At 50.6% G+C, this 11,428-nt stretch carries 7 protein-coding genes, 2 tRNA genes and 3 rRNA genes; all 12 read right to left on the bottom strand.

The annotated features are described in order from the left end of the window. Nucleotides 1-31 precede the first annotated feature (31 nt). A complete protein-coding gene (locus AC286M_RS35275) occupies nt 32-568 on the bottom strand; it encodes a tyrosine-type recombinase/integrase (RefSeq protein ID WP_488208915.1) in 537 nt (178 codons plus the stop codon). Between the two features lie 576 nt (nt 569-1,144). After that, nucleotides 1,145-1,378, bottom strand: a complete 234-nt coding sequence (locus AC286M_RS35270) for a hypothetical protein (protein ID WP_488208914.1) — start codon at nt 1,376-1,378, stop codon at nt 1,145-1,147. Between the two features lie 12 nt (nt 1,379-1,390). Then, on the bottom strand, nt 1,391-2,359 hold the full coding sequence (locus AC286M_RS35265) for a hypothetical protein (RefSeq protein ID WP_488208913.1): 969 nt from the start codon (nt 2,357-2,359) through the stop codon (nt 1,391-1,393). A gap of 289 nt (nt 2,360-2,648) precedes the next feature. After that, nucleotides 2,649-2,912, bottom strand: coding sequence for a hypothetical protein (locus AC286M_RS35260; RefSeq protein WP_488208912.1), 264 nt, complete (start codon nt 2,910-2,912; stop codon nt 2,649-2,651). 441 nt (nt 2,913-3,353) lie between these two features. Continuing rightward, nucleotides 3,354-3,471, bottom strand: a 5S ribosomal RNA gene (gene rrf / locus AC286M_RS35255). An 86-nt stretch (nt 3,472-3,557) separates the two neighbouring features. Then, nucleotides 3,558-6,435 (bottom strand): 23S ribosomal RNA (locus AC286M_RS35250). 193 nt (nt 6,436-6,628) lie between these two features. Then, nucleotides 6,629-6,704 (bottom strand) — tRNA-Ala (locus AC286M_RS35245). A 5-nt stretch (nt 6,705-6,709) separates the two neighbouring features. Next, a tRNA-Ile gene (locus tag AC286M_RS35240) sits at nt 6,710-6,783 on the bottom strand. A 115-nt stretch (nt 6,784-6,898) separates the two neighbouring features. Then, nucleotides 6,899-8,398: ribosomal RNA gene (locus AC286M_RS35235) — 16S ribosomal RNA — on the bottom strand. Together the 16S, 23S and 5S rRNA genes with 2 tRNA genes alongside form the textbook arrangement of a ribosomal RNA operon. Before the next feature lie 499 nt (nt 8,399-8,897). Beyond that, entirely contained in the window at nt 8,898-9,080 is a 183-nt protein-coding gene (locus tag AC286M_RS35230) for a hypothetical protein (RefSeq protein ID WP_488208911.1), read from the bottom strand. Nucleotides 9,081-9,358: 278 nt separating this feature from the next. Further along, complete coding sequence (locus tag AC286M_RS35225) at nt 9,359-9,736, bottom strand: hypothetical protein (RefSeq protein ID WP_488208910.1); 378 nt, start codon at nt 9,734-9,736, stop codon at nt 9,359-9,361. A 264-nt stretch (nt 9,737-10,000) separates the two neighbouring features. Next, nucleotides 10,001-11,368 (bottom strand): IS66 family transposase, encoded by a 1,368-nt coding sequence (gene tnpC / locus AC286M_RS35220; protein WP_488202877.1) that lies wholly within the window; start codon nt 11,366-11,368, stop codon nt 10,001-10,003. Between the last annotated feature and the right edge of the window lie 60 nt (nt 11,369-11,428).

The following is an 11,428-nucleotide window of genomic DNA, read 5'->3' as shown; positions in this document are numbered from 1 at the left end:
AGCTTCGCTATCTTAGGGACACATAGTGCTTTCAAAGCTTTGCGATCGCATCTACCTTTTCTTCGTCTGACACCTCTAGATAGCGCTGTAGTGCCGCCATCGAAGTCCATCCGCCGAGATCTTGGATTGTCTTCAGTCGGACTCCTGCCTTATCTAATCGAGTCGCCCAGGTGCGCCGATTGCTGTGAGTACTAAAGCCCCGTAGACCGATGCGATCGCAAGCTTGCCTCAGAGCTGCATCACAAGCCTGACGAGTAATACAGCCACCGTTGCGACCGGGGAATAGATAACCAGATTTTGGCAGCTCTGCCTCATCCAGAATCTGCTGAAGCTGGGGGTGCATCGGTACGGATCGGGTGCGCTTCGTTTTGGTCGTATCCTTTCGCAGCACAATCGAACTGCCCACCACATCTTCAGCTTTGAGCTGTCGCGCTTCACTGACTCGGCAACCCGTGTAATAGCAGATGGAAAATATCGCTCTCATCTTTGGACTCAGTTCAGCCATTACCATCTGAAACTGATCCTCAGTCCACATTTCCGCTTGTCCGTGGCGATCGCGCTTGGGCATGACCTGATTTGCTCTTTTTTAAGATTTAGCAAGTCAATTTTAACGGAATCTCAGTAGTTTCAGCGATTCGCCGCAAAAATCAGTGTTCTTGTTGAGAAATACACCCCTATTCTTGAGAATCAGGAATGGCTTAGATCCTTCTCTCAGTCAGGGTTAACACTGTTTATTTGATTCACTGATTTTGAGCATATGGAAAGTAGCCCAGCTACTTCAAGGGGTAGGCCATCCAATAGCACTGGAAAAATTTAGCCATTAGGCAAAAATCATAATCATGAAAGCCAGTGCAGACAAGTATTTCATGACCTTACCCTTTTTTATGCACCGCCTCTTGAAAGGGGAATCCTTAATGATCTCCTACTGTCCGATCTTTAACTGTGAATGGAACAGTTTATCTCTCAAATCCTTTATTCTTAAGGCTTTCAGGATATTTTCTAACAACAGCCCAAACATTGTAAATGGGACAGTTACTCTTCTAATGGCTAAATTTTTCCGCTGCTATTAGATGGCCGGGTAGTGCAAGCGTAGCTGCAACAAAGTGCTATAAGCCTGAAAGTACTGCTATACAAGGGCTTTGAGTTAGTTATTTTGAACTATATTTTTTGAGGAGACTGAGATTTTTCTTGACTTCTTAACGGGTTTACGTTGTTTCAGGCTTTGCTCTTGTCCTTTATGGCACTTCGTTGCAGCTACGCTTGCAGCACCCTTGTACGGAATCCAACGGCGAGTAATATTGAGGCTCCAATCATTTTCGCGGGCCTGCTTGTGCCATGCACTTACAGCAATCTGCTGAATTTCATGTCGATTCTGCAAGGCTCTAAAGCGTTAGAAGTCAACTTCTAGCATTTGCTGCATATATTTCAACGTGAAAGCAGAAGCCATCTCCTCCCAATCAATCCACTGATTAGCGGACAACACTTTAATTTGGCCTGCAATCATCTGTGAGCAGCTGACCAACTTCAATCGATGCGCAAGGTCATACCACTCCCTAAACCCAGATGGAGCTCTACCAGTTTCTGTCTGGGTTCGTTGATTTTGCCCCAAAGCGGGTTCTGATGATTGCCGTTTAAAACTAGAGCTGGGTCGCCAGCCTTGCCGCACAGCCTTAACCAGCCATCCCGAGAGGTTGCGGACTGTTCCCTTCTGTTTGGCTTCTTTTAGAGCTGTGACTGCCTGCTGGACTCTTTCTGCACTGTGTTCCAGTACAACCTTTTGAAGCTGTGGATTAAGGAAGTGTGGAGCGATCGCACATTTCACCTCTTCCAACAAATTCTGCTGTCCTGCATCTAGATTTGTATCCGCCGTCCTCTGCCAATCCTGAGCAGTTGCCGATAACGTTTCCCGGTTAATTCCATTAACAGGGTGGATGGGTGGGTCAGTGTCTGTTGTTTCTTTATATATTTCTCTGTAAGTAGAAACGGAAGAATCAGCATTTGAGGGCTCTATTTTGGACATTTGTGTCCCAGAACCGACATTTAGATCCTTAAACGCGACATTTTCGTCAGTAGCAGGATGCTTGGCAATTAGCTTAAAGATCTGTCCGGTGTAGCGCTTGACGACCTCGACAGCGCCTAGCTCTGCCAGCTCATGAAACGCCCGTTGGACATGGCGGATCGAGTAGGGACGTTTACGCCGGGTCGCTGTCCACTCGGTAAATTCAGAAATCTCAAACTCTTGTAGCTTGCCTGCGGGTCTGCGCCGGAGCAGGAAACGATGCAGCAATCCGGCGCAGGGCGTCATTTCGAGGGCTAGACAATCGTGGGCTTCTGTAACACGCGCAAAATTATTTGACATTTTAATCGTTCTCCATTGCTCATTTAGCCGGAGAACTGTTAGCCTTAGACTAGGATGTGTCTGTGGGCTGGCTAATCAGCTCTCAGTATTTGAAACAGCTCTGGAGCCTTAAACCAGGGCTGTTTCGCCTTTTAAAGAAGGATAGAACGGATCGGGTGCGATCGCAGTCTTCTTTTAAAACATCGATATACACCTTGTTCAGCAAGGCATGTTTTGCCACATGACCTTAATATAAACATTGCTTTCATTTGGCAAAAGGCGATTCTGAGCCGTGGGCACTCTACTCAATCTATTCGTCCTTCATCTGCAAGTTAATCTGATCGCCCATGTCAATCACGATTCCTTTGTTCTTCAAATCACCTAAAGCCTTGTAAAAGTTACCGATATTCAGCTCCCATCGTTGACAGAACTCAGTAACGTTAATCTTGGGGCGCAGCTGGCCTGGAAAATCGATCTGCAACGCAAAGAAGACATAATCCAGATCCCTCAGGAGCTTGAGCTGTCGGAGACGATACAACTCATCTTTATGGGATGCTATAAGCGTAACTGCCAAGAAGTGCCATAAGGATAGAAGTGAAACCTGAAACAACGTAAGCTCGTTAAGAAGTCAGGAAAAATCTCAATCTTCTTAAAAATATAGTTCAAAATAACTAGCTCAAAGCCCTTGTATAGCAACACTTTCAGACTTATGGCACTCCGTTGCAGCTACGCTTGCACTACCTCTATCAGCAGGCATTAGCGAGCCTGGTTGGGGCTTTAGGGACATAGCGTTCTTCCTTCACAAAGCGCTTTAGCGATCGCATTTCCTGATAGCGATGGATCTGCCTCAGCTTACCGATTTTTCCAATGTTTCTGAAGTTCGTCAACAGTGACCTATACACGGGCCTTTTCTAACATTTAGCAAGTCAATTCTATCGAGATTTCAGGTGTTTCATAAACCAACAACAAGAAAGGAGCTCATCAGCTGATGAGCTCCTTTCTGCTTGAATGATTGACCTGGCACCGAGCTATTTTCCCGTGGGGCAACCCCCAAAGTATCTTCGCCGCTGCACCGTTTCACAACCAAGTTCGGGATGGAGTTGGAGTGGGGCCAGTGCGCCATTGGCACCAGGAAACTGATTGGGTTGAGCTTCCTGTAGAGAAGGAAGAACCCTGAAGACTGCATAGAAAGATGTCAAGTTCAGACCCAAATGTAGATATGGTCAAGCCCTCGGTCTGTTAGTATTCCTCAGCTTCATCCATTACTGAACTTCCACTTAGAACCTATCAACGGGTGTTCTTCCCGTGACCTTACCTGGCTAACCCAGTGAGAGTACTCATCTTGAGGTGGGCTTCCCACTTAGATGCTTTCAGCGGTTATCCTCTCCGCACATGGCTACCCTGCGTCTACCGTTGGCACGATAACAGGTACACCAGCGGTGCGTTCCTCCCGGTCCTCTCGTACTAAGGAGGAATCCTCTCAATACTCTTACGCCTGCACCGGATATGGACCGAACTGTCTCACGACGTTCTGAACCCAGCTCACGTACCGCTTTAATGGGCGAACAGCCCAACCCTTGGGACCTACTACAGCCCCAGGTTGCGATGAGCCGACATCGAGGTGCCAAACCTCCCCGTCGATGTGAACTCTTGGGGGAGATAAGCCTGTTATCCCTAGAGTAACTTTTATCCGTTGAGCGACGGCCCTTCCACGCGGAACCGTCGGATCACTAAGGCCTACTTTCGTACCTGCTCGAGTTGTAGCTCTTGCAGTCAAGCTCCCTTCTGCCTTTACACTCTGCGGCTGATTTCCAACCAGCCTGAGGGAACCTTTGCGCGCCTCCGTTACCTTTTAGGAGGCGACCGCCCCAGTCAAACTGCCCACCTGAAACTGTTCCCTTCCCGGATAACGGGTAAGGGTTAGAATTCTAGCCTTGTTAGAGTGGTATCTCACCAGTGACTCCACAGTCCCCACAAGGACTGCTTCATAGTCTCCCACCTATCCTGCGCAAACAAAGCCCGAACCCAATTCCAGGCTACAGTAAAGCTTCATAGGGTCTTTCTGTCCGGGTGCAGGTAGTCCGTATCTTCACAGACAATCCTATTTCGCCGAGCCTCTCTCCGAGACAGCTCCCAGATCGTTACGCCTTTCGTGCGGGTCGGAACTTACCCGACAAGGAATTTCGCTACCTTAGGACCGTTATAGTTACGGCCGCCGTTCACCGGGGCTTCAGTCGCGAGCTTCGCCGAAGCTAACCCACTTCCTTAACCTTCCGGCACTGGGCAGGCGTCAGCCCCCATACATCGTCTTGCGACTTAGCGGAGACCTGTGTTTTTGGTAAACAGTCGCCTGGGACTCTTCACTGCGACCACCTCTCGGTGGCACCCCTTCTCCCGAAGTTACGGGGCCATTTTGCCGAGTTCCTTAGAGAGAGTTATCTCGCGCCCCTTGGTATTCTCAACCTCCCTACCTGTGTCGGTTTCGGGTACGGGCAACGTTAGATTAACGTGGATAGAGCTTTTCTTGGAAGCCTGACATACACCACTTCCCCGCCGTAGCGGGTCGGACTCGTGCCTCAGCTCAGGTCGTTTTCGCCGACCCTCATCACCTTGAACACTTACGCCGGTAACCAACATCCGGCTGGCTTAGCCTTCTCCGTCCCTCTTCACAATCTAACGTCGGTACGGGAATGTTAACCCGTTGGCCATCGACTACGCCTTTCGGCCTCGCCTTAGGTCCCGACTAACCCTCCGCGGACGAGCCTTCCGGAGGAACCCTTAGGGTTTCGGGGCATTGGATTCTCACCAATGTTTTCGCTACTCAAGCCGACATTCTCACTTCTGATTCGTCCACACCTGCTTTCGCTAATGCTTCTAACTACTACAGAACGCTCCCCTACCACTTACGTAGTAAGTCCACAGCTTCGGTATAACACTTAGTCCCATTCATTTTCGGCGCAGGAGCGCTTGACCAGTGAGCTATTACGCACTCTTTCAAGGATGGCTGCTTCTAGGCAAACCTCCTGGTTGTCTCTGCACTCCCACCTCCTTTCCCACTTAGTGTTAATTTGGGGACCTTAGCTGGTGGTCTGGGCTGTTTCCCTCTCGACGATGAAGCTTATCCCCCACCGTCTCACTGGCAACGTGTGCACTGGGTATTCAGAGTTTGACTCGATTTGGTACCGCTCTCGCAGCCCGCACCGAATCAGTGCTTTACCCCCCAGTTATAATCGTTACCGCTGCGCCTAAACACATTTCGGGGAGAACCAGCTAGCTCCGGGTTCGATTGGCATTTCACCCCTAACCACACCTCATCCGCCAATTTTTCAACATTGGTCGGTGCGGACCTCCACTTGGTGTTACCCAAGCTTCATCCTGGACATGGTTAGATCACCCGGGTTCGGGTCTATAAACACTGACATAGTCGCCCTTATCAGACTCGGTTTCCCTCTGGCTCCGGCATTTCCGCCTTAACCCGCCAGTGCCTATAAGTCGCCGGCTCATTCTTCAACAGGCACGCCGTCATCCGTTAAATCGGACTCCGACTGCTTGTAGGCTTACGGTTTCATGTTCTATTTCACTCCCCTCCCGGGGTTCTTTTCACCTTTCCCTCGCGGTACTGTTTCACTATCGGTCACACAGGAGTATTTAGCCTTACGAGGTGGTCCTCGCGGATTCACACGGGATTTCACGTGCCCCGTGCTACTCGGGATCCGGCTAGGCTAGTTCAGTTTTCGACTACGGGACTTTCACCCCCTCTGGTGCAGTATTCAGCTGCTTCGTCTAACCTTTCTAGTCCACATTGCCGTCCCACAACCCCAGCAGTAAAAACCACTGGTTTAGGCTCTTCCCGTTTCGCTCGCCGCTACTCAGGGAATCGAGTTTTCTTTCTCTTCCTCCAGCTACTAAGATGTTTCAATTCGCTGGGTTGGCTCGTGCCAGTCTATGGATTCAACTGGCCGTACTTAGGGTTGCCCCATTCGGAAACCCACGGATCACTGCTTGCTTCCAACTCCCCGTGGCATATCGCCGGTAACCGCGTCCTTCATCGCCTCTGTGTGCCTAGGTATCCGCCGTAAGCCCTTGATAGCTTGACCATTTACTTACATTGGTGTCTGTTCGTGACTGAACCATCAATCATTGCTGATTCATAGCTTCGTCAACATCTACCTGACATCTCTTTTCTCTATGCAGTTTTCAAGGTTCTTTGCTGGTCTAATCCAGCAGCCTTTCTAGCTACTGATAGCTTGTCTGCTCAGTAGTTTAGAAATAGTGCTGAATTATTAAATCTGGTGGAGGTAAGCGGACTCGAACCGCTGACATCCTGCTTGCAAAGCAGGCGCTCTACCAGCTGAGCTATACCCCCACGAGTGGGCCATCCTGGACTCGAACCAGGGACCTCACCCTTATCAGGGGTGCGCTCTAACCACCTGAGCTAATAGCCCATATCCGGCCCCTCGATAGTTCAGAAACCAATAATAATCATCTCGACCGACCTAGGATGACCTTACTTAGGTGCTCTATCAGTTTTCGCACGTCTAAGTAGGGTAGGTCTCCTTGAAAGGAGGTGATCCAGCCACACCTTCCGGTACGGCTACCTTGTTACGACTTCACCCCAGTCACCAGCCCTGCCTTCGGCGTCCCCCTCCGCGAACGGTTGGGGTAACGACTTCGGGCGTGGCCAGCTTCCATGGTGTGACGGGCGGTGTGTACAAGGCCCGGGAACGTATTCACCGCAGTATGCTGACCTGCGATTACTAGCGATTCCTCCTTCATGCAGGCGAGTTGCAGCCTGCAATCTGAACTGAGCCTCGGTTTATGGGATTAGCTCAACCTCGCGGTCTGGCTGCCCTTTGTCCGAAGCATTGTAGTACGTGTGTAGCCCAGGACGTAAGGGGCATGCTGACTTGACGTCATCCCCACCTTCCTCCGGTTTGTCACCGGCAGTCTCTCTAGAGTGCCCAACTGAATGATGGCAACTAAAAACGAGGGTTGCGCTCGTTGCGGGACTTAACCCAACATCTCACGACACGAGCTGACGACAGCCATGCACCACCTGTGTTCCAGCTCCCGAAGGCACTCCTCGGTTTCCCGAGGATTCTGGACATGTCAAGCCCTGGTAAGGTTCTTCGCGTTGCATCGAATTAAACCACATACTCCACCGCTTGTGCGGGCCCCCGTCAATTCCTTTGAGTTTCACACTTGCGTGCGTACTCCCCAGGCGGGATACTTAACGCGTTAGCTACGGTACTGAACGGGTCGATACGTCCAACACCTAGTATCCATCGTTTACAGCTAGGACTACAGGGGTATCTAATCCCTTTCGCTCCCCTAGCTTTCGTCCATGAGTGTCAGTTACGGCCCAGCAGAGCGCTTTCGCCACCGGTGTTCTTCCTGATATCTACGCATTTCACCGCTACACCAGGAATTCCCTCTGCCCCTACCGTACTCTAGCTATCCAGTTTCCACTGCCGAACCAGGGTTGAGCCCTGGAATTTGACAGCAGACTTGAATAGCCACCTGCGGACGCTTTACGCCCAATAATTCCGGATAACGCTTGCATCCTCCGTCTTACCGCGGCTGCTGGCACGGAGTTAGCCGATGCTTATTCCTCAGGTACCGTCAGATCTTCTTCCCTGAGAAAAGAGGTTTACAACCCACAGGCCGTCCTCCCTCACGCGGCGTTGCTCCGTCAGGCTTTCGCCCATTGCGGAAAATTCCCCACTGCTGCCTCCCGTAGGAGTCTGGGCCGTGTCTCAGTCCCAGTGTGGCTGATCATCCTCTCAGACCAGCTACTGATCGTCGCCTTGGTGAGCTCTTACCTCACCAACTAGCTAATCAGACGCGAGCTCATCTTCAGGCAGAAAACTGTTTCATCCGTAGACATATGGGGTATTAGCCACCGTTTCCAGTGGTTGTCCCCCTCCTGAAGGCAGATTCTCACGCGTTACTCACCCGTCCGCCACTCATACTTACCCCGAAGGGCGTTCTGCGTTCGACTTGCATGTGTTAAGCACGCCGCCAGCGTTCATCCTGAGCCAGGATCAAACTCTCCGTGTTAAAAACTTAGAAAGTTTTTTGGCTCCAAATACGATTCTCTTACGTTAAGAAACGTATCGACTCGTATCCGGAATATATTAAAATTTGGTAAGCTTTGCTAAACTAGCCCACCATCTGTCTTTTCCTTGACGAGATGTGATGTTCTTGGCTTCTGAACTATTCTTATGTCGAGGTTCCGTTTCTCGCTCAAGGAGCTCAGCACAAACGCTCTCTCCTCCAGCGCTTTGCCACTCTAACCTAATCTAGATGAGAGTGTCAACTAGTTTGGGCAAAAATTCTTTCGAGGGTCTTCAGAGACGGCTTGAAGACCAACTGAATAAGGATTTAGAAGGAATCCAGACGTAGGGTTGGCCTTGGCGTGTTGCTGGATATATATATGAATATGAGTTGAGGTGCTCAGTGAATGAGACGCGATCGCTGCCGTTACAAGTTGCGATCGCAACTTGCTACTTTAGGGCCTTGTAGGGATGGCGGACAAACTCGCGTTAAGGCTTCACTCTCACCGATATCCTTTATGAGTTTGGCGACAGACCCACACTTGCCACGGGTTCTTAAGTGGGAAAATTAGATTCCCTGTGGTTGGTTTCTCCCACAGGTAGCTGAACAGTACGGGAGGTTTGGGGGGAACGACCAAGGCCACCTTGACCGCGACGGGTGGCCCATCCTGAAGTTGCGATCGCAAATCAGATAATCATGTCAGCTCTACCGTTTCAAAGTTGCGATTCTCTTCGAGACAGCAAGCCGAACGCAACTCCTAACCATACTAAAAACCCCTCCAGCTCAAGGCCAGAGGGTTTATGTCTTATGTCATGTCCATTCGTCTCACAAGACAATAGGACGAGTTACATCTAGTCTTGTCTTATGTCCTGTCTAACTGTCTCATAGGACAACAGGACAATTTCAAAATCTGATGTCTTGCGTCCTGTCTATTTGTCTCGTAGGACAACAGGACGGTTAAATTTAGTCGCCGTTGAAGCCGGAGATTGCGCCCAAGGATTGTAGATTTTCCAGCCGCTTACCGCAGGCCATCGGCGTTTGTAGACCCATCATCTGGGCCAGCTTGCCAACGGTGGTCACGGTATAGACTGAGCCTTCTTGAAGAGTGAGCAGAATCTCATACAGTTGACGCTGACCGACGGATAACTCTCCGGTATAGGTTGGATCGACAGAAAGATATGAGGAGTCTTCCAGCGCTCCCTTAGAAGAGTTGCCACACAGCACCAGTTTCATTTGAGCGATTTGATCTGCGATCGCAGGTGTTATCAGACCATCCTGATAGGCTACGTCGTATTCGTAATCCAGATCTAGATGATCAAGATGGTTTTCGCGAGTATACATAGCGCTTGGCAGGTATTCGTGTTGCTTTAACTCTAGCCTACCAAGCACCCAACAAACAATTCAAATGTACTATATTGCCCCAAACCACAGCTTCGCTACTTTGGTGAACGCCTTGCTAAAAAATAATCTTGCTCAATGGCCTTGGAGATAGGATGTAAGGAGAGGTTCTGCCATATCACTACAGTTGGCCCAGCCTCCCTCAATCACTTCAGGGTTAATCCCGAGGAGGAAAAAATGGCAACACAAACGAATAAAGGTAATTGCTCAACCCAGTAGCCAATCGGACTGCTGAGAGGTAAGGGCACGAGAAATGGCATCAAAGGCAGACATGCCCTGACGTTGTGCAGTATTGATCAGAGATCGCACCTGAGCGAACAACTCGGCTCCCCAGTCGGATCGAAATCCGTTAGTCACCTTGCGAAAGACCACACTCCAGCGCAACGCTTGCTCACTCGCATTATTGGTCGGCGGGATGGTCTCATCGGTCAAAAACAGCAACAGATGAGAACGAATCTTTCGATAACGTTTGAGCAACCGCTGCCCCTCAAGCGATTGAGGGTTGAGATTCAAAATCTCCCGCAGTGAACCGCGAAATCGAGCGCCATACTGCTCGACGGTCGAGGCCGCCAGAGTGTGTCGTCGTCGTTGCAGAGCAATGGCTTTGAGCAACAGCCGTTTCATCCGAGGAGCAAATAGGTCATCGCCAGCATCGATGGCATACTGACAATCACGCAGTTGATGGGCCAAACACACTTGCCACTCGTTTGCCGGATGGGCTGTCTGAGCACTGAACAAATCCGAGACCCACACCTGAGGCCGATGACCGTCCATCACCTCGTCAATGACAGCTTTTCCTCGGCTCGGACGAATCACATGCAAACAGACCTGCTCGTTTTGAAACACCCACTCCCACTGGTTGACTCCATTTACCCGTGCCCCCGTCTCATCACTGCCGACTAGACGAGCACTGCGTAAGCGCTCCACAATCTGGGCCACCGGGGATTGAAGTTGAGCCTGCACTCGTTTCAGTAGATTGGCAATGGCTCCTTCCGACAAGCTCAGACCCCAGAGGTCGCTCATCAACTGGCTCAGCCGCTGATAGCTGATGGCATGACGGTAGCGCAGATAGGTGACTAGACTTGCCACACTCGTGCCAAAGGGAGAACCGGGTTCCAACCCAACTGGAACGGGAGCCTCATACGTCTTTTGACAACACGGACACACCCCGCCATAGCGTTCCACCCGCGTGATGTCAGGGGTGAGCTGAGGCAATTCAATCCGCTCGTAAATCCCGCTCAAGCGCTGCGCCGAACGGTCAACCTCAGCTCCACAGTGGGGACAGCTCTTGGCTTGTGCCACCACCACTTGATTGGGCTGTTGACTTAATTCTCGCCCACCGTCACGGTGGCTTCCCGTTTCTTCCGATGGACTAGCCATGGGTTCACAGCGGCTCTGATTGGGTTTGAAGCCCTTGGAGGGAGGCAAACTCGAATTGCGCGACGTTTTCTTTACCCGCTTTTGCTTCAGTTGTTCGACTTCTGCTCGCAACCGTTGCAGCTCCTGCCACAGCCCTTGAATCAGGGCATCTTTTTCGGCGGGGCTTAATCCATCGAGTGGGGGCAGTTCTGTCATGGCAAAAGCTTATCATCTTCTCTCAAAGCCGTGCTTGGGTCAACCGAGTTGAGCAATTAC

It is taken from the genome of Thainema salinarum CENA647 (assembly GCF_057732415.1).
This window is presented reverse-complemented; position numbering and strand designations above follow the sequence as displayed.